At 62.5% G+C, this 23,062-nt stretch carries 18 protein-coding genes; 6 read left to right on the top strand and 12 right to left on the bottom strand.

Features of this window, described 5'->3' with window-relative positions; all coding sequences use genetic code 11:
* Positions 1–146: 146 nt before the first annotated feature.
* From ACUJB0_RS11675 to ACUJB0_RS11665, 3 genes are read left to right on the top strand one after another with little or no spacing between them, the layout of a single operon-like run.
* Positions 147–1,757 (top strand): transporter substrate-binding domain-containing protein, encoded by a 1,611-nt coding sequence (locus ACUJB0_RS11675; protein ID WP_444845368.1) that lies wholly within the window; start codon positions 147–149, stop codon positions 1,755–1,757.
* Positions 1,754–2,428 carry an ABC transporter permease subunit gene (locus ACUJB0_RS11670; RefSeq protein ID WP_444845367.1) on the top strand — a complete coding sequence of 225 codons (675 nt, stop codon included), beginning with the start codon at positions 1,754–1,756 and terminating at the stop codon, positions 2,426–2,428. The genes ACUJB0_RS11675 and ACUJB0_RS11670 overlap by 4 nt, the downstream gene beginning before the upstream one ends.
* 29 nt (positions 2,429–2,457) lie before the next feature.
* A complete protein-coding gene (locus ACUJB0_RS11665) occupies positions 2,458–4,020 on the top strand; it encodes a hypothetical protein (protein ID WP_444845366.1) in 1,563 nt (520 codons plus the stop codon).
* Positions 4,021–4,064: 44 nt separating this feature from the next.
* On the opposite strand, the gene ACUJB0_RS11660 is transcribed toward ACUJB0_RS11665, so the two are convergent.
* The 5 genes from ACUJB0_RS11660 to dusA all read right to left on the bottom strand — a co-directional run bounded on the left by ACUJB0_RS11660 (position 4,065) and on the right by dusA (position 8,581).
* The gene (locus ACUJB0_RS11660; RefSeq protein ID WP_444845365.1) at positions 4,065–4,463 is read right to left on the bottom strand and encodes a hypothetical protein; all 399 of its coding nucleotides are present in this window, start codon (positions 4,461–4,463) and stop codon (positions 4,065–4,067) included.
* Positions 4,464–4,602: 139 nt separating this feature from the next.
* Positions 4,603–4,950 carry an energy transducer TonB gene (locus ACUJB0_RS11655; protein ID WP_161098846.1) on the bottom strand — a complete coding sequence of 116 codons (348 nt, stop codon included), beginning with the start codon at positions 4,948–4,950 and terminating at the stop codon, positions 4,603–4,605.
* A gap of 65 nt (positions 4,951–5,015) precedes the next feature.
* On the bottom strand, positions 5,016–5,354 hold the full coding sequence (locus ACUJB0_RS11650) for an energy transducer TonB (RefSeq protein ID WP_444845364.1): 339 nt from the start codon (positions 5,352–5,354) through the stop codon (positions 5,016–5,018).
* 97 nt (positions 5,355–5,451) lie between these two features.
* Positions 5,452–7,185, bottom strand: coding sequence for a methyl-accepting chemotaxis protein (locus ACUJB0_RS11645; RefSeq protein ID WP_444845363.1), 1,734 nt, complete (start codon positions 7,183–7,185; stop codon positions 5,452–5,454).
* A 361-nt stretch (positions 7,186–7,546) separates the two neighbouring features.
* Positions 7,547–8,581, bottom strand: a complete 1,035-nt coding sequence (gene dusA / locus ACUJB0_RS11640; RefSeq protein ID WP_444845362.1) for a tRNA dihydrouridine(20/20a) synthase DusA — start codon at positions 8,579–8,581, stop codon at positions 7,547–7,549.
* A 98-nt stretch (positions 8,582–8,679) separates the two neighbouring features.
* Between dusA and ACUJB0_RS11635 the strand changes: the two genes are divergently transcribed.
* Positions 8,680–8,955: a hypothetical protein gene (locus ACUJB0_RS11635; protein ID WP_444845361.1), complete on the top strand. Its 276-nt coding sequence runs from the start codon at positions 8,680–8,682 to the stop codon at positions 8,953–8,955.
* Positions 8,956–8,990: 35 nt separating this feature from the next.
* Positions 8,991–9,590 (top strand): hypothetical protein, encoded by a 600-nt coding sequence (locus ACUJB0_RS11630; RefSeq protein WP_444845360.1) that lies wholly within the window; start codon positions 8,991–8,993, stop codon positions 9,588–9,590.
* Positions 9,591–9,625: 35 nt separating this feature from the next.
* On the opposite strand, the gene ACUJB0_RS11625 is transcribed toward ACUJB0_RS11630, so the two are convergent.
* The gene (locus ACUJB0_RS11625) at positions 9,626–10,195 is read right to left on the bottom strand and encodes a helix-turn-helix domain-containing protein (protein WP_444845359.1); all 570 of its coding nucleotides are present in this window, start codon (positions 10,193–10,195) and stop codon (positions 9,626–9,628) included.
* A gap of 44 nt (positions 10,196–10,239) precedes the next feature.
* Here ACUJB0_RS11625 and ACUJB0_RS11620 point away from each other — a divergent pair, with 44 nt between their 5' ends.
* On the top strand, positions 10,240–10,695 hold the full coding sequence (locus ACUJB0_RS11620) for a GNAT family N-acetyltransferase (protein ID WP_444845562.1): 456 nt from the start codon (positions 10,240–10,242) through the stop codon (positions 10,693–10,695).
* A gap of 11 nt (positions 10,696–10,706) precedes the next feature.
* Here ACUJB0_RS11620 and ACUJB0_RS11615 read toward each other — a convergent pair whose 3' ends face one another.
* The 6 genes from ACUJB0_RS11615 to infB form a co-directional block, all read right to left on the bottom strand.
* Entirely contained in the window at positions 10,707–12,944 is a 2,238-nt protein-coding gene (locus tag ACUJB0_RS11615) for a DUF3141 domain-containing protein (RefSeq protein ID WP_444845358.1), read from the bottom strand.
* A gap of 141 nt (positions 12,945–13,085) precedes the next feature.
* On the bottom strand, positions 13,086–16,202 hold the full coding sequence (locus ACUJB0_RS11610; protein ID WP_444845357.1) for a TonB-dependent receptor: 3,117 nt from the start codon (positions 16,200–16,202) through the stop codon (positions 13,086–13,088).
* A gap of 537 nt (positions 16,203–16,739) precedes the next feature.
* The gene (gene typA / locus ACUJB0_RS11605; RefSeq protein ID WP_444845356.1) at positions 16,740–18,572 is read right to left on the bottom strand and encodes a translational GTPase TypA; all 1,833 of its coding nucleotides are present in this window, start codon (positions 18,570–18,572) and stop codon (positions 16,740–16,742) included.
* A 153-nt stretch (positions 18,573–18,725) separates the two neighbouring features.
* Positions 18,726–19,649 carry a tRNA pseudouridine(55) synthase TruB gene (gene truB, locus ACUJB0_RS11600; protein WP_444845355.1) on the bottom strand — a complete coding sequence of 308 codons (924 nt, stop codon included), beginning with the start codon at positions 19,647–19,649 and terminating at the stop codon, positions 18,726–18,728.
* Between the two features lie 15 nt (positions 19,650–19,664).
* Positions 19,665–20,066: a 30S ribosome-binding factor RbfA gene (gene rbfA / locus ACUJB0_RS11595; protein WP_444845354.1), complete on the bottom strand. Its 402-nt coding sequence runs from the start codon at positions 20,064–20,066 to the stop codon at positions 19,665–19,667.
* 90 nt (positions 20,067–20,156) lie between these two features.
* Positions 20,157–23,030, bottom strand: a complete 2,874-nt coding sequence (gene infB, locus ACUJB0_RS11590; RefSeq protein WP_444845353.1) for a translation initiation factor IF-2 — start codon at positions 23,028–23,030, stop codon at positions 20,157–20,159.
* Between the last annotated feature and the right edge of the window lie 32 nt (positions 23,031–23,062).

The raw sequence follows: 23,062 nt of genomic DNA, 5'->3' as shown, positions 1-23,062 counted from the left end.
CAAGGTCGATTGACAATAACATGAGCAGCTTGATAACGCAATCGGCCGTCCACCGCCCGCCACGCCACAGTGGGCGCCGCCGCCGTTGCGTGACCAGCCCGCCTTGGGGTAGCATGAACTCCGGTCCTCGGCCCGCGAAAACAACAATGTGGAATAGCGCTTTTTTAAAAGTACTGGGTCTGATCGGACTGCTGTTCCTGTCGCTGCCGGCGCAGGCGGGCGGCAGCGCGACGCTGGACGCCATCCGCAAGAACGGCGTGCTGCGGGTCGGCGTCAAGACCGACTTCAGTCCCTACAATTCACTCACCGCGCAGGGCGAGGTGGTCGGCTTCGAGAGCGACATCGCGGCGCTGGTCGCGGCCCGGCTCGGCGTGGCGCTGAAAAAGGTCAGCATCACCACCGAGAACCGGTTCCAGAAACTAGAGCTGGGCGATGTCGACATCCTGATCGCCACCGTCGGCGACACGCCGGCGCGGCGCAAGATCGCCACCGCCATCGAGCCGGGCTACAACGAGACCAGCGTCAACGTGCTGTTCCGGCCGGGACAGGCGGTTGATGCCTGGCCGAAGATCCGCCACGAGACCATCTGCGCCGTGCAAGGCAGCTACTTCAACAAGCCGATGAGCGAGCGCTACCTGCTGGAGCTGCAAACCTACAAGACGGTGCGCGACGCCCACCTGGCGCTGCGCGACGGCCAGTGCTCAGGCTTCCTGTACGCGACGGCGGCGCTGTTCAACACCAGCCAGCTTCCCGACTGGCGCGGCTATACGATGCCGCTGCCGAACGCGCTGGTCACGCCGATGGCGATCTTCATTTCGCGCAGCGAACGCGGCGGCGAGCTGGATCTGGCGCTGGGCAATATCGTGGCCGAGCTGCACCGCACCGGCTGGCTGCTGGAGGCCAACCGCAAGTGGGGCATCGCGTCGACCTCGTGGCTGAAGGCGCAGCAGGCGCTGTGGTCGGATCGCGGCCCGGACGGGCTCTACAAGTGCGTGCGCAACAGCAGCGGCAACTGGATCGCCGCCTGCCGCAGCGCGGAGAACGTCTCCAGCGCCGAGGTGGCCGGCCTGCAGGCGGTCGGCCTGTGGGTCAAGGAGCAGTTGGGCGTGGACCTGAACTTCCTGTACGACCCGTACGACCGCACCAAGTTCCTGCAGGGCATAGGCTATACCATGCTGCTGATCGCGGCCGGCGTGGTCATCAGCCTGGCGCTGGGCGTCGCGGTGGCGATCGCGGTGGACGGCCGCGACGGCTGGGCCACGCGCATGCTGCACGCGGTGATGGCCTACGGCCGCCTGACGCCGCCGCTGTTGATGATGTACCTGATCTTCTTCGGCTTCGGCGGCTGGACCATGCACGAGTTCGGCGTCAAGCTGCCGGCGTTCGCGGTGGCGGCGTTCTGCTCCGGCTACTACACGGCCGGCATGGTGATGCGCGCCCTGGTCGAGGCGGCCAACCATGTGCGCACCACCGAGCCCGGCTACCGGCTGCGGCTGCGTCGGCTGGCGCGCACCGCGCAGTACGCCAGCTGGCCGGTCAAGCAGGCGCTGATCAACCTGACCAAGCAGACCATGATCGCCTCGGCCATCGCCATCCCTGAACTGCTGAGCGCGAGCAGCCTGCTGATCGCCGAGAAGGGTAATATTTTCCTGACCATGACGGTGCTGCTGATCACCTTCTACCTGATCACCAGCCTGTGGACGCGCCTGTTCAACTACGTGGAAAAAACCTGGCTGCCGGCGGCGGAGCGACCATGAACGCCGAGACCCTGAGCTTCCTGCTGACGTGGACACCCTTTCTGCTGCAGGGCTTCCTGTGGAATATCTTCATCGCGGTGTGCGCGGTCGCGCTCGGCTCGCTGATGGGCGCGGGCCTGGCCTGGCTGCGCGTGACGCGGCAGGGCCGGGTCGCCGCCATCGCCGAGCGCGTCTCGAGCTTCCTGCGCGGCGTGCCGACGCTGGCGCTGATCTTTTACGCGGTGTTCGTGCTGCCCAGCGAGTTCACGCTGCCGGGCAGCGGCGTCGCGCTGCATGTGCCGCAGTGGGTCAAGGCGGTGATCGGCCTGTCGGCGGCGCCGCTGTCGTTCACGTCGGAGAGCCTGGTGGTGGCGCACCGCGCCTGGCGGCGCGGGGATATCGGCGCGGCGCTGCTGTTCATTCCGACCTGGATCAATGTGTTCCTGATCTCGTTCATCGCTTCCAGCGCCTCGTCGCTGGTGGGCGTGAGCGAACTGGTCAGCCGATGCAACACGGTGATCGCCGCGACCGGCACCAGCGTCATGGTGCCGGTGTACATTTATTGCAGCTTTTATTTCGTCGTCACCGCGCTGGTGTTCACGGCGCTGGTCGGGCGCTTCAAGACGTCGGCGTTCATGGCCGGCGTGCAGCGCAGGCTGACGCAGTCGCACGCGCGGTCGTCCAACCGCTGAGCCGCTTTTCCATTGAGGAGTATTCCTTCATGCCACTGACGTTCAACGAAGAGATCGCGCTGCAAGCGGCGTTCATGCACATCAAGCGCGAGCGCAAGGAGTCGCTCAAGGCCATGTTCGGCGGCACCCAGCTGCGCCCCAAGAGCCGGCTGGAGGACGCCAAGACGCTGGCCAAGGAAGCCAAGGAGTGCAAGAAAAAACTCGGGGCGGTGCCGGGCGTGTCGGTGCCGGACATCAGCCCGCTCGAGCTGAACCTCAATCTCTTCAGAGGCATCGACTTGCGCGAGCTGGTCAACTTCACGCTGCCGCGCATCCCGCTGCCCAACTTCGACATCAACCTGATCCCGGACATCAAGCTGGGCGACATCCCCGGCTTCGACCTGCCGACGGTCCGCCTCAACCTGAAGGGGCTGATCAAGTTCAAGGACCTGCTGCCGACGATCTCGCTGCGGGCGCTGGCGTTCAAGATCCTGGTGCGGCTGCCGGAGGTCAACATCCCATCGGTGCTGTACGACCTGAGCAGGATCCTGAACATCGATTTCGACGTGCTGTTCCCGCGCGTGCGCCTGCAGTTCCCGGAGTTCTTCAACATCGACCTGACGGTCAGCCTGCCGCACCTGGCGATCCCGGACATCAGCCTGCCCAACGTCCACCTGCCGGCGCTGGACCTGCCCAGCATCGACCTGCGGCAGATCGATTTCAGCGCCATCCACATCCCCGGCATCGACCTGTCCGCCATGCTGGACGTGCCGGGCTTCGACAAGGTGCTACGGCTGCTGTTCGAGCTGTTCGATTCGATCGACATCGGCGCCATCATCGGCGAGCTGGGCGTGGAGTTCATGGCCGACTTCATCACGTCGGCGCTGCCGCTGGTGCAGCAGGTCAAGGCCGGCGCCAAGGCGGCAAGCAACTGGGGCACGGCGGCGATGGACTGGCACAAGGCGCAGAAGACCACGGTGCAGCGCGGCTTCCTGCTGCCGGGCGACGCGCGCGACGCCTGCGACGCGGTGGCCGCGCTGCTGCGCACCAGCCGCAACGAACACGCGGCGCTGGCGGCGATCCAGACCACGCAGCTGGCGGTGTCCACGGCCGGCCTGTTCGCCGACCTGGGCGGCGTGACCGGGCCGGCCGTGGCGGCGGCCAGCGCCATCGCCACCACCTGCCAGAAGATCATGATCATGGGAGCGCGCTACAAGGAGATGAAGAAGGTCAACCTGATCCTGGGCACCTCGGCCATGGATGCGCTGAGCTCGAACATCTTCCTGGTGTCGCCGCTGCTGGGCTGCTACTACCTGGTCAACAACACCACCAGCAATGTGCTCAACATCCTGTCGAACAACATCATCGAGGACGGCTGGATGGCGAACTGGGAGCAGAACAAGCGCAACCACCTGGACCCGCTGCTGAAGGAGTGCCAGCGCTTCATTTCGGAATCGCGCTATGTGCTCGATCCGATCCGGCAGAACAAGGGCATGTATGTGGAAAAGAGCAGCATGGACAAGCTGCAGGAGGGACTGTCGTTGTACATCAAGAAAAAGCGCGGACTGGCGCCCGCGCATGCCACCGTGGCGACACACAAATACATCGGCTGAAACCGGCGCCGCGCGCCGGTGCTGGCCGTACCGCGATCAGGCGATCAGCGGCGGTAGTAGCCGCGTCCACCCCAGCCGTGATGGCCGCGGCAGCACCAGTGGCCGAACGAGAAGTCCAGGCCGATGCTGACCGGCGGATAGTAGTAGGCCGGCGCGGGCGCGTAGTAGGCCGGGGCCGGCGCGTAGTAGACCGGCGCCGGCTGGACGTAGGTGGTGGTGTAGGCCGGCTCGCTGACGTACACCGTGCGCGAGCTCGGCACTTCCTCGTAAGTGACGGTCGACGACCCATTGCTGTAGCCACGATCCGACGGCGACACCGAGACGGTATGCCACTGGTAAGGATCCTGGACCACCCGCGTGGTGGTGGCGTAATAGCCGGGCTGCTGGACCGCGCAGCCGGACAAGGCCGCCACTGCGGCGGCAACGGCGATGATGGTTTTCATGGCACTCCTCCTAGTTTCTGATATTACTATATAAGGAAGCGCGCCGCCGCCGGAGCCCGATTACAGCTTGTTACAACGGTTGCCACAGGCGAAAAAAAAAGGAACCGCGCGCGGTTCCTTTTTTGATACCTCAAGGACATTAGTCCAGTTTCCAGGCGTAGTCGACCTTGGTCCAGGTCTCGGCCGGCGCGCCGTCCTTGGTGCCCGGCTTGAACTTGCAGGCGCTCAGGGACTTGATCGCCGCCTTGTCCAGGTTCTTGAAGCCGCTGCTCTTGTCGATCTTGGAATCGGCCACGCTACCGTCGGCTTTGATCAGGAAGGACATCGATACCGTACCCTGCTCTTCGTTCATCAACGACGCCTTCGGGTATTCGGCCTTGCAGTTTTTGGCATCAAAACTGGCCGGGACTTCGGCAGCGAACACTGCCGGTGCGCTCGAAACGAGCACTGCTGCGATCACACTTAACCAACGCTTATTTGTAGACATGATTTCCCCAAGTGGTGGTATCCGGCACTCAGGCCGCGCGTCGCCGCACGGCCCGTTGACTCTGATTACAATTTCCAGCTGTAGTCGACTTTGGTCCAGGTCTGGGCCACGGCGCCGTCCTTGGTGCCCGGCTTGAATTTGCAGGCGCTCAGGGCTTTGACCGCGGCGCGGTCCAGATTCTTGTAGCCGCTCGACTTGTCGACCTTGGATTCAACGACGCTGCCGTCGGCGGCCACCAGGAAGGACATGGTGACGTCGCCCTGCTCTTCGTTGATCAGCGATGCTTTAGGGTATTCAGCCTTGCAGTTCTTGGCGTCCAGCGAGGCTGGCACTTCGCCGGCGAAGGCGGTCGAAGCGGCGGACAGGATGATGGCGGCGAATACACTGGTCGAAAACTTATTCATTTATTTCCCAAAAACTTATTATTAAAAACTGGTTTATCGAAACCCACAGCGGGCCCATGTGCCGCGCAACAGCGCGACGGCAGACTGCGGCAAAGTATTAAAACTCTTCCCACTCATCGCTGCCGGCTGCACTGGCGGCCGCGGCGACTTTCTTCGGTTTGGCTGCTGCGGCAGGCGCCGGCGCGGAGGCCAGCTTCTTGACAGGAGCGCGGGCAACGATCGGTTTGACCACTGCCTTGGCGGCGGCAGGCTGGTACACCGGAGCCGACACGCGCTCCTCGCCTTCCACCAGTTTGAAGATGCTGACCACGCGCGACAATTCGGCGGCCTGGTCCTGCAAGCTTTGCGCGGCGGCGGCGGCTTCTTCCACCAGCGCGGCGTTTTGTTGGGTCATGCTGTCCATCTCGATGATGGAGTGGTTCACCTGCTCGATGCCGGCGCTCTGTTCCTGGCTGGCGTTGGCGATCTCGCTCATGATGTCGGTCACGCGGCGCACCGAGGCCACCACTTCGTCCATCGTCACGCCGGCCTGGCCGACCAGCTTGGTGCCGGCGCCGACTTTTTCCACCGAGTCGTCGATCAGCATCTTGATTTCCTTGGCGGCGCCAGCGGAACGCTGGGCCAGGTTGCGCACTTCCGACGCCACCACCGCGAAGCCGCGGCCCTGTTCGCCGGCACGTGCCGCTTCCACCGCGGCGTTCAACGCCAGGATGTTGGTCTGGAAAGCGATGCCATCGATCACGCCGATGATGTCGACAATCTTCTTGGCCGACGCGTCGATCGAGCTCATGGTGTTGACCACTTCCGACACCACCTTGCCGCCCTTGATGGCGACGTCCGACGCGGCCGAGGCCAGCTGGTTCGCTTCGCGGGCATTGTCCGCGTTCTGCTTCACGGTCGAGGTCAGCTCTTCCATCGCCGACGCGGTCTTCTCCAGCGAGCTCGCTTGCATCTCGGTGCGCGACGACAGGTCGATATTGCCGGCGGCGATTTCACGCGAGGCGGTGCCGATGGTCTCGGTGCCCGAGCGGACCTGGCCCACGATGTCGACCAGGCTGTTGCGCATTTCCTTCATCTCGGACAGCAGGCTGTCCTTGTCGTTGCCGTCGGTGTCGATGGCGATCGACAGGTCGCCGTTGGCGATGGCGCCGGCGATCGAGGCGGTGTAGTCCGGCTCGCCGCCCAGCTGTTTCAGCAGGCCGCGGGTGATGACGTAGGCCAGGGCGACCGAGATCGCGACGGCCAGCACGCCCATGATGATCATGAAGCTGCGAGCGGCCGAGAAGCCGGCTGCGGCGTCGGTCTGCACTTGCGCGTTCAGCTTGTCTTCCAGCGTGCCCAGCTGATCGAGCGCGGCCATCCATTTTTTCTGGGCCGGACGGATTTCCTTGATCAGCACCTTGGTGGCTTCCTCGGCCTTGTTGGCCAGCCACAGTTCGGACGCCTTGGCGATGGCCGGCATGGCGATCGCTTCCTGCTCCTTGACCGTCGCCAGCAACGCTTTTTCCTCAGCGGTGGCTTCGATGGCGAACTGCGAGCTCAGTTTGTTCTGCGCATCGGCGTACTTGCCGGCCAGTTCCTTGATGCGATTCATTTCCGGTTCCATGTCGCCGGCATCGGTCATCAGGGTCAGGATGCGCAGCGAGGTCACGCGGTCGCCCACGTTGGAACGCATGTCGACCACCAGGCGCGACACCACGTTGTTCACCGTAATCACGTGATCCAGACGGTCCTGAATCTGTGCCATGCGGAAGATACCCACGGCGGTCACAGCCACCAGGAATAAAAGAACCAGCGCGAATCCAAGACCCAGGCGCGTTCCGACTTTCATTTTTGCTAAATTCATCTCGTCTTCTTCGTAAGTGACACAGTTGATAAGAGTGCCCTGGCTAGTCTCGTCTCGTGCACGACACAACCCACCCGGCCTTGCTGCTAAGTAATATATCTAGACAGTAGCAAACAATGACTGCGAATGCAAAATTAGCGGCTCCACCAGCAGCTTTTATGTAGTTTTACCGCCATATACAAACGGAGAACAACGGTGGATATGTGTGTATATTCAGGAATTATAGATGCAAATTTTGCCTCAAAGCAAGCAAAAACTGCCCGAAAAATACGCAAACGAACTTTCTGCGTGGAAATTCCAACAGTCCAATATATTGTTTGCCAGAAACGCTAGTTTGTGCTGTGTACTACGCAGCAATACGTAGACGGGCTGCGGCTTCGCGCAGCAAGGCGGGGTCGCCGAGGGAGAGTTTTTTGGAATCGGACAGCACCTGGCGGAAGGCGCGGGCGCCCGGCAGGCCGGTCATCAGCCCCAGCATGTGGCGGGTGATGGAATTGAGCTTCAAGCCCTGGGGACCATGGCGGTCCAGCTGGGCTTGAATATAGGGAATCATGGCTTCGAGCACGTCTTCACGGCTCTTGGGCGCGCGCGTGTCGCCGTAGTAGCGCTGGTCGAAACCGGCCATCACGAAGGGGTTGTGATAGGCCTCGCGGCCCAGCATGACGCCATCCAGATGCTGCAAATGCAGGTCGATTTCGGCCTCGGTCTTGATGCCGCCGTTGATAATGATTTCGAAGTCAGGGAAGTCGCGCTTGAGCTGGTAGGCGAACTCGTACTTCAGCGGCGGCACCTCGCGGTTCTCCTTGGGCGACAGGCCCTTGAGGATGGCGTTGCGCGCATGCACGATGAAGGTCGTGCAGCCGGCCTCGGCCACGGTGCCGACGAAGTCGCGCACGAAGTCGTAGCTTTCGGTCTGGTCGATGCCGATGCGGTGCTTGACGGTGACGTCGATGTTGACGGCGTCGCGCATGGCTTTGACGCAATCGGCCACCAGTTGCGGCTCGGCCATCAGGCAGGCGCCGAATGCGCCCTTCTGCACGCGTTCGGACGGGCAACCGCAGTTGAGGTTGATTTCATCGTAGCCCCACTTCTCGCCCAGCTTGGCGCTGGTGGCGAGATCGGCCGGATCGCTGCCGCCCAGTTGCAGCGCCACCGGATGCTCTTCGTCGTTGAATCGCAGGTGGCGTTCGACGTCGCCGTAGACCAGCGCGCCGGTGGTGACCATCTCCGTGTACAGCCAGGTGTGCTGGCTGATGTGGCGGTGGAACACGCGGCAGTGGCGGTCGGTCCAGTCCATCATTGGGGCAACGCTAATCCGGCGACCGGCCACAGTGCTGGATTTTTTGGATTTCCCTTCTGGGGAGTTGATATCTTGGACCATCTGATTTGTCACTGTAAATAATGATTAATCACCTAAACTCACAACGCAGTGCTGCAGGATTGCTACGAAATGGCTTCAGTAATTAAGGTAGGAACTCAATGGCGCGCGCAGGTACGGCATTCCCCGCCAAGGGGCTAGCCACCGCGTGGGTGGCCACGACCGAGTCGAACATGCTGGCAATGAAACACGAGGACGTGCGTATCATAACAAAAATGACGCTCGCCGACCTGATCGACAAGTATACAGAGGGGATTGGCGGCATCAAACACCATCGCCATCGACCTCACCTGGCTCGGCAGCGCCCTGAAGGCCGCCAAAAAACGAACATCACCAACGTTACAATTGGATATTTTATTATTGTTTTGCTATGTTAAATTTTAGAAGCCCCCTATAAACCGGAGAGAAAATAATGTTCTGGAGCAATCTGAAAAACATTACCGCGCAAACAATTACGAATGTGCAACTTATGGGCGAACTAGGTAATGCTCAAAATATGAAGAGTGCTCATCGCGGTGCTCAACAGCTTATCGCAATTACTACTGGAAACGTCGTTAATATTTATTCCAAAAAGGACGACCCAGGCACTTATGTGCGGGACCAGAAAACGGTTTATTGGCTCCCATGGTCTGGATCTCCAGGAAAGGGGCAAATTACCGAAGTCACCTGGGAAACTATTGAAAAATCTGGATGCAACTATTTTCTTACTTCTGAATTTACCGGCTGTCGCTTTGTCGTCGATGACATAGGCGTAAGCCACGTTGCTTATGGTGCAGGGAACGCGGTTGCAGGGCCCACCAACTCAGCTCAGCGTGATACAGCTGAAGGTAATACACGGCTTCAAAGGAGCGGCCGGAGAAAGATGTCTGTTAGCGCAGGAGCAGGAGCAGTCCTTGCTTACGATATTGCCGGTTACGCAGTCGTCTTTGGTTATAAAGATGCTAGTTCAAGGTGGGCTTTTCGCGTATTTCGAGTCGATGGACTTGGAACGGCGACATGGCGCAATTTTTAGCCGAGCATGTAATAACTCAGCGAAGAATTAAATACTCACACAAACGGCAGCGTGACCAGGCCGACCAGGTAGCGCGCCGCTTGCTCGCCGGGGTTGAAGTAGCTGATGTGCTGGTCCTCGCGGATGGCCAGGCAGTCGCCCGCTTCCAGCCGCCATTGCTGGCCGCCGGCGGCGATGTCCATCACGCCTTCCAGCAGCCACACCTGCTGGTGCACGTCGGCCTCGCGCACGACCTGCTCGTAGCTCACGCGCTGGCCGGGCGGGAACACCACCTCCACCAGTTGCAGCGGCGAGCGCACGGACGGCGACAGTTGCCGCCGCACGTAGCCCGACGCCGGATCGGTCCATACCGGCTGGCCGGCGGCGCGCTGCAGCGGCGACGGGGCGGGCTCGCCTTCCCCCGCCTCGAACAGCGCGGCCAGCGTGACGCCCAGCGCGCCGGCCAGCTTGTCCAGCACGGTGGCGGTGGCGCTGCTTTCGCCGCGCTCGATCAGCGAGATATTGGAGCGGCTCACGCCGCTGCGCTCGGCCAGCGCGGTCAGCGACAGCCCCCGGCTGTCGCGCAAGGCCAGCACGCGGCTGGCAATCAGTTTGTTGATATCCATAAAATCCATTATACTGGATTTTTTCGTCCATTAAAATGACCGCCATGCCCATCGCCTTTGAATCCCCCGACCAGCCCGAAGTCATCGCCCTGATCGCCGACCTCGACGCCTATCAGCTGACCCTGTATCCGCCGGAAAGCGTGTACGCGCTGGACCTGCCCTCGCTGATGCAGCCGAACGTGCGCTTCGCGGTCGCGCGCGACGCGGCCGGCGCCATCGTCGGCTGCGGCGCCATCGTGCTGACGCCGGAATATGGCGAGATCAAGCGCATGTATGTGCAGCCGGCGGCGCGCGGCCAGGGCCTGGCGCGCGGCGTGCTGGCCTTGCTGGAGCAGGCGGCGCTGGACCAGGGCTGTCCGGAGATGGTGCTGGAGACCGGCCCGTCCCAGCCGGAAGCGCTCAGCCTGTACGAGCGCCACGGCTTCCAGCGCTGCGCGCCCTACGGCGACTATCCGGACGATCCGCTGAGCGTGTTCATGCGCAAGCCGCTACGCCGTTAATCACCCGCCAATCACCCCTTGCCGCGCTTGCCCGCCACCGCCAGCTTGGGCGCGCGCGCCTCGAAGGCCGCGACCACCCGCTCCAGCCGGACCGCGCCGTCGCCGGTCAGCGTGCCGGTGGCGCCGGCCACCTGGCGCACGATGGCCAGCGCCGCCGCGCGCGCTTCCGCCGAGGCCGGCAGCAGCAGCGGCAGGTCGTGCATCGCCGCCTCCTCGTCCACCTGCAGCATCAGGTATTGCTCGCGCAGGATGGTCTTGAAATGCGTGACGCTCAGCTCCTTGTCGTCCGAGGTGCGCAGGCGCAATTGGCGGATGGTGGCGAAGGCGCGCTCGTCGGCCGCGCTCATCTCCGGGCTGCGGTAGATGTACAGCAGGCCGCGGATGATGGCCTCGGTCACGCCGCCCTCCGCCGTCTTCATGGCCGCCGCCGCGCGGTGCGCGTTGAGCGCGGCTTCGCGCGCGATGTCGCGGCCGATGCGGCGCGGACGGCCGCCGTCGGTGCGCAGCCCCACCAGCGCCTGCAGCAGCGGCGAGCCGTACACGCCGAGGAAGATGTTTTCGGTGGCCTGGTCGCGCAGGTCGCGGTAGCGGTCCAGCGCGTCCACGATCTGCCGCGACATCGCTTCCTGCATCTGCATGAAGATGTTGTCGGGCGCCACCGGGCGGCGCTCGGCGCGCACCTTGGCGGCCATCGCCGGTATGCCGTCAAGCAGCGGATTTTTACTGGAGAACATGCGGTAGCGCAGCCGCAGCGGATGCGATTCGCGCTGCTGCTCGGCGCTGGCCTCGGTGACCATGGCCTTGACCACCGGACTGGCGTAGGTGCGGTACAGCCCGGTGTTGATTTCCGATACGCGCGCCACGGCCGCGAAGCGGCGCTCGTCCTCGGCGTCGTTGCCGCCCAGCGCGCGCAACGCGTCCAGGCCGCGCCGCTCGAAGCGCATCACGTAGTCGCCGCCCGCCATGTCGCCGGCCGCGATTTCCGCCTGCAGCATCTCCTCGTCCTTGTCGAGGAACACGGCCTCGTACAGGCCGGGCGGCATGATGTCGATCATGTCCATCGCCGCCGTGAATTCCTCGTGCTCCTTGTTCGCCACCGAGGCCGAGACGAAGATGCCCAGGTGGCCTATGCTCTGGTGCATCGAGTAAATGATGGTCTGGCCGCCCGCCACCAGCGCCGCGTCGTCCTCGTACAGGTCCAGCACCCAGCCCAGCGCCTGTTGCGGCGGCGTGATGTCGTCGCCCCACGAGCAGAACACCACGATCGGCGACTTGATGTTGCGCAGGTCGATGCGGTGGCCGTTGCTGTCGAGCAGGGCGGCATCGCTCAGGCGGTTGCCGACGAACAGCGAGTCGGCGATGTACTGCATCTCGCCCGCGTTCAGCAGCACCGGGTTGCCCCACCACTTTTCAAATTCCAGGAAGCGCTCGGCCTCGGTGTCGATCTTGGAATACACGTTGTAGTTCTTGGACCACAGCGTGTTGGACGGGTTCATCTTCTCGAAGTTGGCGACCAGTTGCGCGCCGTCGAAGATGCCATTGCCGAGGTCGCCCGCCAGCGCGGTCATCCAGGTGCCGCCCAGCACGCCGCCCAGGTAGCGCAAGGGGTTCTTGCCGCGCACGCCGGCCCAGTATGACAGCGGCGCGCCGGCCAGCACCAGCGGACCGACCAGGTCGGGATTGAGCGCGCTGGTCATCATGATCTGCCAGCCGGCCTGGCAGTTGCCGATCAGCGCGGGCTTGCCGTCGGCGTGCGGGTGCAGCGCGGCCACCTTGGCGATGAACTGCGCCTCGGCGCGGCACACGTCCTCGATGGTCTGGCCCGGCACCGGCTGCGGCAGGAAGCCGACGAAATAACAGGGATGGCCGGCCTTGAGCACGACGCCGATTTCGCTGTCCTGCTTCATGCCGCCGATGCCGGGGCCGTGGCCGGCGCGCGGGTCGAACACGATGAAGGGCCGCTTGTGCGGATCGGGCGCGATGCCGTCCGGCGGCAGGATGTACAGCAGGCCGTAGTTGACCGGGCGCTCCAGGTGGCGGCCGTCGAGGATGGTCTCGAACTCAAAGCTCAGCACATGCGGCGCGGGCTGCTCGTCGCGATGGTTGCGCTCGTCGCCGCGCTGGCGCAGCACGTCCATGAACAGCACGCTGCGCTGGCAGGCGTCGATCCAGTAGTCGGCCGCCTGCTGGGCCAGCGCAAACGGATGGACGGGCCATTGCGGCCCCGGCTTGGACTGGTCGTCGCTCACGGATCTTCCTCCCTGCGGTTTATGCTGGCATGCACCAAAGTACCCCAGCAGAAATAAAAACGCAAACGAAACCGGCGTGGCGGCCGCGCAAAAAAAAAACCGCAGCCGAAGCTGCGGTTCAGATCAAGACGGCAAGCCGGCTTAGAACTTGTGGTTGTACTCTACCGTGAACTTCGCATAGCGCGGAACCTGATAGTTCTGCACTTCGCGGTAGGTCGCCGAGATCGTGCCGCTGGAACCGTCGTCATAGGTGGCGTTGTTGGTGATCGGCGCCTGCTTGTTGAACACGTTGAACACGTCTACCTTGACGGTCAAGCCCTGGATCATCTTCGGCGCATAAGCCAAGTTCACGTCCAGACGCTTTTCCCATGGCATACGGCCAAGGCTGCCGCGTGGCGTCGGCTTGCCGCCGCAGTTGTAGTACTCGGCGCCATAGCCTGGGCCGAAGTACTGCTGACCGAGTGGATAGGCCGGATCGGAACCGCTGTCGGCCGCGTCATTGGTGCCCAGGCACAGGACCGGACGACCGGACTGGATCAGCGCGAAGGCGCCGACCGTCCATTCAGGCGTCAGCTCGTAGTAGCCGTACATCTTGAGCTGGTGCTTGCGGTCGTTCGGCAGCAGGCCGTTGCTGCCCGGCGCGAATTCCGGGAAGTCCCACGCGGCCGAGGTGCCGACGTCGGTCTGGCCGGTGTCGGAACGGGTCTGGCCTTCCATGTTGCCCTTGCTGCGCGACAGCGTGTAGTTCACGCGGCCATACCAGCCGTTGCGTGCCGGATGCTCGAGGAACATGTCCAGTGCGGCGTAGGTCCGCTCGGCCTTCGGTTCGCCGATTTCAGCGGCGGTGAAGTGAGCCAGCTGGCCCTTGCCGGTGACGACCGGGTTGCCGGCCGCATCGTTGCCATCGATCCAAACCGTGACGTCGCGGCCAGGGTTAAAGATGTAGCAGTTCACAGCGCCCTGGTTCTGGATGTCGATACCATGGTCGGCGGCGAACTTCAGCAGCGGACGGGTGTCGCAGCTGTCATCGATACCGGCGCCCAACTTGCGGTAGGTGACCTTGCCGCCGAAGTTCAGGTTCGGGCTGTAGGCTTTTTCGAAGCCCAGGGTCAGCTCGTCCTGGTAGTTAGGCTTGAGGTCGGCGGCAACCACCGAGCGCGGGTTCTTGGCCTGGCCGTATTCGCCGTCCGACGAGATCGGCGTGTTGACCGTCTTCAGGCCCAGCGGTACACCAGTGGTCGGATCGATGCCGGTGTAGGTGAACTCCTGGGTGGTGTAGGTGGAGCGGCTAGCTGCGCGGGCTGCCACCTGGGTCGGCAGTTGCAGGTAGTAACGGCCAGCGCTACCGAAGACCTTGAACGAGGCGTCGCCGTTGACGTCCCAAGCGGCCGACGCGCGCGGCGCCACTTCGCTCTTCATGTCGAGGAACTTGACGCCGTCGCCGGTCGAGTTGCTGTAGGCATCATTGCGGATACCCAGGGTGACCAGCAGGTCCTTGCGCACTTGCCAGCGGTCTTCGATGTACTGCGCCGATTGCTTGGACGATGCCGAGGTCAGCGAGTTGAAGATCGATTGCGAGACGTAGTAACCAGCCGTGCCCGAGCCGCCGAAGTCGGCAACATTGCCTGGACGGCCGCCCGACAGATTGATCGGCTGGCCGACGAACTTGTCGCCCACGTACTTGTACGACCACGACGAACCGCCGCTGCGGATCTGGCCCGCGGCGGACGAGGTGATGTCGCTCGCGTCGATACCGGCGCGCACAGTGTGGTTTTTGATCTTGTATTCAAGGTCGAAGCGGCCCGATTTCACCTCATCTTCGCCCGGACGGCTGATGTAGCCAGGGAAGACGTTGTAGTTACGGTAGAGCGCAGGGTTGAGCGCTGGCCACTTGGCGGTCGTGCTGTACAGAACGGTCGGTGGCACAGCGCCGGTGCCGGCGTTCGCGCCCAGCGCCTCGTAGCTGACGCCGTGCTTGCTCTTCAGTACGCCGTACAGGCCAGTAATGACCAGGTCGTCGGTGATATTGCCGGTGTACTTCAGCATATTAACCGTCGAGCCAGGCGTGCCTGGGAACTCGGGATCGGTTGGCCCCAGATTCTTGCCCACCGCGGACGAGTACAGTTGATTGTTCGGGACGCCGTCCAGTTGCTCGGCAGCTTTCGGATTGTTCGGGTTCAGCACATAGCCGTATTTTTGGTAACGAGTCTGGTAGCTGTCGCCGGCGGTGGTGAACTCCAGGCGATGATCATCGGTGATGTTCCAGTCCAGCTTGCCCAACCAGCGGTTTTCCTGCGAGCGGTTGTGGTTCCAGCCGCTTTGCGCGATGGTGGCCGGATTGGTCAGCGAGCTCGAACCAACGTAGGAATCCTTGCCGATGGTCTGGTCGCCGGCAATGAACATGAACAGCTTGTCCTTGATGATCGGGCCACCCAGGTAAGCGCCGTACTGGACGTTGGAGACCGTGCGATTGTCGCGGCGCAGGTCCAGCTTGCCGTCGGTGGCCGCGTTGCTCGAATCGCCGGTAACGGCATAGTTGAAGTTCTTGTACGCCGCGTGCGTGCTCTGCGGCTCGATGCTGTAGGTCGCGCCGCCTTCCCAGGTGTTGGTGCCGCTCTTGGTGGTCACGCTCATCACGCCGCCGATCGAACGGCCGTACTCGGCGCCGAAGCCGCCGGTCAGTACCGATGCCTGCTGGATCGCGCCGAACGGCAGTTCCATCGAACCCAGTTGGCTCAACGGATTGGTGATCGGGAAGCCATTCAGGTAGAACGCGTTTTCCGACACGCCGGAGCCGCCGAAGGAAGCGGTATTGCCGTAGGCCGAATCGCCCTTGGTGGTGTTAGGAGCCAGCAGCGCGATAGCGTTGAGCGTATGCGCCACCGGCAGCTTGGCCAACTCCTTGCCGGTGAAGATGGCGCCGTTGTTGGTGTTGGAGACGTCGATGGTGTTGCGGCGGCCCGTCACCTGCACCGTTTGCACGGTGGCGGCGAACGATGCGTTCACGCCTTGGCCCGCGACCACATCGACCTCGAGCGTTTGCGCGACCTTGCCGCCGCGGCTCAGTTCAACACGGTAGTGGCCGGCAGGCAGCGCGGTCACCTGATAGCGGCCGCCCGCTTCGGTACCGATGCTGCGTTTGAGCCCGGTATCGACATTGACCAGATTGATCGTGGCACCGGCAGGCGTGTCGACGATACCGTAGATGGTGCCGGTAGCGTTCGACTGCGCCATCGCCGGCTGAACGGCGGCGGTCATGACCACGGCCGTACCAAAGGCGATGGTTAACGCGCGAGCAATGACTGTTTTTCTTAACATGTGATTTTCCCGATTTCCGATTTAGAAAAAGCTTGATTGACGGCCGGTCCGTGGGTAAACACGTCCGACCGCCACCAGCTTGTTTTATATTTGCCCCAACTTTTTCCAGTCACAGAAGCGCCTGTTCGGCGCCCCCGTTGAAGCTTGCAAGGCAAGCTCAAGCATCGATAAAACCACGCGGCCTAAAAAGGTGTCAATTGCGCATTGTAAATTTCATCAACAAAACAACGTTTATTTTTATGTTAGATTGTAACGCACCATTTTGGTGCAAAATAAAACACAACGGTGCAAGTGAAACCCGTATTTCGCCAAATTATATTAACTTTCAAAATTCTTATACCGAATAAAAAGAGATGAAACTCTCATAACGGTAAATTTCGCGTTTCCAGCCAGCCTGCCGGGCGGGACCTCGGAAAGACAAAAAGCCGCCCAGTTTGCACTGGGCGGCTTTTTGCAGGGAACGACTTTAAAGCGGAATTACGCTTCGCGCGATGCCTTCTTACGCTCGTGTTCCTTCAGGAAACGCTTGCGCAGACGGATCGATTTCGGGGTGATTTCCACCAGTTCGTCGTCGTCGATGAATTCCACGGCGTATTCCAGCGACATCTGGATAGGCGGCACCAGGCGCACGGCTTCGTCGGTACCCGACGAGCGCACGTTGGTCAGCTGCTTGCCCTTGATCGGGTTGACGACCAGGTCGTTGTCGCGCGAGTGGATGCCGATGATCATGCCTTCGTACACCGGATCGTTGTGGACCACGAACATGCGGCCGCGATCCTGCAGTTTCCAGATCGCGTAGGCCACGGCGGCGCCGTCGTCCTGCGAGATCAGCACGCCGTTGCGGCGGCCGCCCAGTTCACCCTTGGTGTTGTCGACAGGACCGTAGGCGTCGAACACGTGGCTCATCAGGCCGGTGCCGCGGGTCAGGGTCATGAACTCGCCCTGGAAGCCAATCAGGCCACGCGCAGGAATGCGGTATTCCAGACGCACACGGCCTTTGCCGTCCGATTCCATGTTCTGCAGGTCGCCACGACGGCGGCCCAGTTCTTCCATCACGCCGCCCTGGTTGGCTTCTTCGACGTCAACCGACAGTTGCTCGAACGGCTCGTGGCGCACGCCATCGACCATCTTGAACACCACGCGTGGACGCGACACGGCCAGCTCGAAGCCTTCGCGACGCATGTTTTCGATCAGGATGGTCAGGTGCAGCTCGCCGCGGCCCGACACTTCGAACACGGTGTCGTCGTCGGTTGGAGCGACGCGCAGTGCCACGTTGGCTTTCAGTTCCTTGTCCAGACGGTCGCGCAGCTGGCGCGAGGTCACGAACTTGCCTTCGCGGCCGGCCAGTGGCGAGTTGTTGACCATGAAGTTCATGGTCAGGGTAGGCTCGTCGACGGTCAGCATCGGCAGCGCTTCCGGGGTGTCCGGTGCGCACACGGTCGAGCCGATGCCGATTTCTTCGATACCGTTGATCAGCACGATGTCGCCGGCGACAGCGTCGTCCACCAGCACGCGCTCCAGGCCCTTGAAGTTCAGCACCTGGTTGATGCGGCCCTTGATCGGGGTCGAGCCAGGACCGTTCAGGACGATGACGTCCTGGCCGGTTTTCACACGGCCGCGATTGATACGGCCAATGCCGATCTTGCCGACGTAGGACGAGTAGTCCAGCGAGGTGATTTGCATCTGCAGCGGGCCGTCTGGATTGTCGTCACGGACAGGCACGTGTTCCAGGATGGCGTCGAACAGCGGCTTCATGTCGCCCGAGCGCACGTCTTCGGTCAGGCCGGCGTAGCCGTTCAGGCCCGAGGCGTAGACGATAGGGAAGTCCAGCTGCTCATCGGTCGCGCCCAGCTTGTCGAACAGTTCGAAGGTCTGGTTGATCGCCCAGTCGGCGCGCGCGCCAGGACGGTCGACCTTGTTCACGACGACGATAGGCTTCAGGCCCAGCGCCAGTGCCTTGCGGGTCACGAAGCGGGTCTGTGGCATCGGGCCTTCCTGGGCATCGACCAGCAGCAGAACCGAGTCCACCATCGACAGCACGCGCTCGACTTCGCCGCCGAAGTCGGCGTGGCCTGGGGTGTCGACGATGTTGATGTGGGTGCCTTCGTACTCAACAGCGCAGTTCTTCGACAGAATCGTAATGCCGCGCTCCTTTTCGAGGTCGTTCGAGTCCATGACACGGGTGTCGACCGCTTGGTTTTCACGGAAGGTGCCGGACTGACGCAGCAGTTGATCCACCAGGGTAGTTTTACCGTGGTCAACGTGGGCGATGATGGCGATATTACGAATTGCGCGTTTTGTAGTAGACATGGTCGTTATATTTGCTGAAAAACTGCGGGTGCGTACGTGACGTACGGGAGTGGCCAATTTCTGGAACCGCGTAGTATAGCATGTTGCGGTGCAACTCTCTCTGAAATCCTGAATATTTTCAAAGAGTTGCTTTATTGGGGCTTAGGGTTGGACTTAGGCTGGAACAAAGGCGATCAGGCGCTCCGGCGCGAGGATGCTGTACTCGCCCAGCTGGGCGGTGCCGAGCAGCTTGTCGTCCAGGTAGACGCGCACCCTGCCCTCTTCGGCCGGAACCGTCACAGGCTCCTTGCCCAGGGCGAGGCGCTGGCCGTTGAGGAAGCGCTTGGCCAGCTCGGCGCTCAGGTGCACGGCCGGGAAGCTGGACAGCAAGGCATCGACCGGCGCCAGCAGGCTGAGCGGCACTGGATGCGCGGTCAGCTGTTCCAGCGTCAGCATGCCTTCCATGGTCAGCGGGCCGACCTGGGTGCGGCGCAGCGCGTTCAGATGGGCGCCGCAACCAAGCGCTTCGCCGATGTCCTGGCCCAGCACGCGGATGTAGGTGCCCTTGCTGCACGTGACCACCAGCTTGAGCATCGGCGCCTCGTAGGACACCAGCTCCAGCTTGTGGATGACGACGTTGCGCGCCTCGCGCTCGAGCGTGATGCCGGCGCGCGCGTATTCGTACAGCGGCTTGCCGTCGCGCTTCAGGGCCGAGTACATCGGCGGCACCTGGGCGATCGGGCCGCGGAACTTTTCCAGCACGGCGTGGATCTGCTCCAGCGTGACGTTGACGTCGCGGGTCTCGATGACCTCGCCTTCGGTGTCGCCGGTGTCGGTGATCTGGCCCAGGTGCACCGTGGTCTCGTAGGTCTTGTCGGCTTCCAGCAAGTCCTGCGAGAACTTGGTGGCCTCGCCAAAGCACAGCGGCAGCAGGCCGGTGGCGAACGGGTCGAGCGTGCCGGTATGGCCGGCCTTCTTGGCGTTGAGCACGCGCTTGGCCTTGATCAGTGCATCGTTGCTGGAAAAGCCGACCGGCTTGTCGAGCAGAAGCACGCCGTCGACCAGGTCGCGGACTTTTTTAGGATGGTTTTGCTTCATGGGTGCAGCCGCGGCTTATTCCTCGGCCTTGCCTTCTTCGTCGTCCAGCGAGCGGGTGCTGTTGGCCTGGTCGATCAGCGCCGACAGTTCCATGCCGCGCGCGGTCGAGGTGTCGTGCACGAAGTGCAGCATCGGCAGCGTGTGGATGTGCAGGCGCTTGCCCAGCTGGCCGCGCATGTAGCCGGCCGCCGCGGAGAGGCCGTCGACGGTCTGCTTGACCTGCTCTTTGCTGTCCTTGAGCATGGTGAAGAAGATCTTGGCGTGCGCGTAATCCGGAGTCACCTGCACTTCGGTGATGGTGATCATGCCGACGCGCGGGTCCTTCAGTTCGAAGGCGATGATTTCGGACAGGTCGCGCTGGATCTGGTCCGCCACGCGCTGACCGCGCTGGGGTATGTTTTTACTATGTTTAGCCATGATATACGGTACTGCTTTCCATAAACGCCAAGTGGACGGAAGCAAGTATGCTCCCGTCCACCCGGTTAAAACTACTCTAATCGCAACTGATTACAGCGTACGAGCGATTTCCTGAACTTCGAACACTTCCAGGGAGTCGCCCACCTGGATGTCGTTGTAGTTCTTCAGCGACAGGCCGCACTCCAGGCCGGCGCGTACTTCTTTCGCGTCGTCCTTGAAGCGTTTGAGCGAATCGATCTCGCCGGTCCACACCACGATGTTATTGCGCAGCAGGCGTACCGAGGACGAACGCTTGACCACGCCATCGGTGACCAGGCAACCGGCGACCGCGCCGACTTTCGAGACCAGGATGACCTGGCGAATCTCGACCTGACCGATAACGGTTTCGCGCTTCTCTGGCGCCAGCATGCCCGACAACGCCGATTTGATCTCGTCGATCGCATCGTAAATGATGTTGTAGTAGCGGATGTCCACGCCGTTCGACTCGGCCAGCTTGCGCGCCTGTGCATCGGCACGGGCGTTGAAGCCGATGATGACCGCTTTCGAGGCCACCGCCAGGTTGACGTCCGACTCGGTGATGCCACCGACCGCCGCGTGCACAACCTGTACGCGCACTTCGGAGGTCGACAGTTTCTGCAGCGAGCCAACCAGCGCTTCCTGCGAACCCTGCACGTCGGTCTTGATGATCAGCGGCAGGTTCTTCACTTCGCCTTCGGCCATCTGGTCGAACATGTTTTCCAGCTTCGCGGCTTGCTGCTTGGCCAGCTTCACGTCGCGGAACTTACCTTGACGGAACAGGCCGATTTCGCGGGCTTTACGCTCGTCCGCCATGACCATGACTTCTTCACCGGCTTGCGGCACTTCGGTCAGGCCCTGGATTTCGACCGGGATCGATGGACCGGCTTCGTTGATCGGCTTGCCGTTTTCGTCCAGCATCGCGCGAACGCGACCGAAGGACGAACCAGCCAGGATCACGTCGCCGCGCTTCAGCGTACCGGACTGAACCAGCACGGTCGCGACCGGGCCCTTGCCCTTGTCCAGACGGCCTTCGACCACCAGACCGCGCGCAGGCGCATCGATCGGGGCTTTCAGTTCCAGCACTTCGGCTTGCAGCAGCACCTGTTCCAGCAGGGCGTCGATGCCCTGGCCGGTCTTGGCCGATACCGGCACGAATGGCGATTCGCCACCGTATTCTTCCGGCACCACTTGTTCCGCCACCAGCTCCTGCGTGACGCGGTCCACGTTGCCGCCCGGTTTGTCGATCTTGTTGATCGCGACAACCAGCGGCACGCCGGCAGCTTTCGCGTGGGCGATCGCCTCCTTCGTTTGCGGCATCACGCCGTCGTCGGCAGCCACCACCAGGATGACGATGTCGGTTGCTTTCGCACCGCGGGCACGCATTGCCGTAAAGGCTTCGTGACCCGGCGTATCGAGGAAGGTGATCATGCCGCGTGGCGTGTCCACGTGGTATGCGCCGATGTGCTGGGTAATGCCGCCAGCTTCGCCCGACGCCACTTTGGCGCGGCGGATGTAATCCAGCAGCGAGGTCTTACCGTGGTCGACGTGACCCATGACGGTGACCACCGGTGCGCGCGGCACCGATTCAAAGTGAGCGTGCTCACCCTGGTCGGCCAGCAGCGCTTCCGGATCGTCCATCTCGGCGGCGAAGGCCTTGTGGCCCATTTCCTCGACCAGAATCATGGCCGTTTCCTGGTCCAGCACCTGGTTGATGGTGCACATCTGGCCCAGCTTCATCAGCTGCTTGATGACCTCGGATGCCTTGACGGACATCTTGTGCGCCAGTTCGGCAACGGTGATGGTCTCCGGCACGTAGACGTCTTTGACGACGGCTTCGGTCGGCGCCTGGAAATTGGTTTCGCGGTCGTCGGAATGGCCGCCACGACGGCCGCCCTTGCCACCACTGCGCCAGCCATCGCGGCCACCGGTCGAACCGGTGTTGCCGCCACGGCCCTTGCCGGCGGTGCCGCCAGGGGCGCCGCGTTTCTTGGCGTCGTCCTGCCAGGTCGACGAGACATTGGCCGACTTGATCGACTTCTTGTCCGCGCTGACCGGCTTCTTGTCGCCAGGCTTGTCGCCCGGTTTGGCGACGGCGCCGGTGGCTGGCTTGTGCAGCGTGCCTTCGGCAACCTTGGCCTTGACCGGCGCAGGCGCTGGTTCAGGGGCTTTGATGGCGCGGCGTGGCGCGTTCATCATGGCCTTGATCTGGGCGACTTCGTCAGCCACGGCCTTGCGTGCCAGCTCGGTGGCGGCCGCTTTGTCGGCGGCTTCCTTGGCGGCGGCGGCAGCCTTCTTCTTGGCTTCCTCGGCGGCGGCTTTTTTCTTCTCTTCGGCAGCGGCGTCGGTCGCGGCTGGCGCGGCGCCGGCAGCGCTGGCGGTCGCGGCGGCAGCGGCCTTGGCGGCGGCTTTCTTCGCTTCGGCGTCGGCTTCCTTGGCGGCGGCGGCTTCGGCGGCGGCGGTGGCTTTGGCCTGCGCTTCCTTCTCCGATTCCAGCTTGGCCAGGCGTTCCTGCTTCTCGCGCAGTTCCGCTTCCTGACGTGCGATCAGTTCCGCTTGCTTGCGTGCTTCTTCTTCACGGCGTGCGACCTCGGCGGCGTCGACCACCGGGGCGGCAGGCGCCACCGGCGCGGCAACGACCGGCTCGTCGCGCTGGACGAAGGTGCGCACCTTCTTCACAGCGACCTGAATCGTGCGGGCCTTGCCATTGGCGTCGGCCTGCTTGATTTCAGTGGTTTCTTTGCGCGTCAGCGTGATCTTCTTCTTTTCGGTATCAGCCGATGCACCGTGGGTACGGCGCAAGTGATCAAGCAGCTTATCCTTATCATCTTTCGACAATGGATCTGACGTCGAACTTTTTTCGACGCCGGCAGAACGCAGCTGCGTCAGCAGCAAATCTGCAGGCATCTTCAGTTCGGTGGCAAATTGGGCTACGTTGTTACTCGCCATTCAGTCCTCTTTTCTATGTGTCGCGGAGATGA

The sequence above is a fragment of the Duganella caerulea genome (assembly GCF_040362985.1).
Lineage (GTDB): Bacteria > Pseudomonadota > Gammaproteobacteria > Burkholderiales > Burkholderiaceae_D > Rugamonas > Rugamonas vulcania.
The sequence above is the reverse complement of the archived record's forward strand: the minus strand, read 5'-3'. Positions and strand labels throughout refer to the sequence as shown.